This is a genomic window from Levilactobacillus tujiorum, assembly GCF_012641185.1.
GTDB classification, from domain to species: domain Bacteria; phylum Bacillota; class Bacilli; order Lactobacillales; family Lactobacillaceae; genus Levilactobacillus; species Levilactobacillus tujiorum.
Map to the genome: position 1 here is coordinate 1 of NZ_JAAXLK010000084.1, position 206 is coordinate 206.

1 rRNA gene is annotated in these 206 nt (G+C 48.1%); it reads right to left on the reverse strand.

Annotated features, from left to right (window positions below):
• Window positions 1-206 (reverse strand): 23S ribosomal RNA (locus HF569_RS12815); the annotation flags it as partial.

Here is a 206-nt window from a genome sequence, read left to right on the forward strand (position 1 = left end):
ATCACTCATCGTCTGACTCCCGGATATAAATCTGTGGCATTCGGAGTTTATCTGAATTCAGTAACCCATGACGGGCCCCTAGTCCAAACAGTGGCTCTACCTCCACGATTCTTAACTCCGAGGCTAACCCTAAAGCTATTTCGGAGAGAACCAGCTATCTCCAAGTTCGTTTGGAATTTCACCGCTATCCACACCTCATCCCAGCA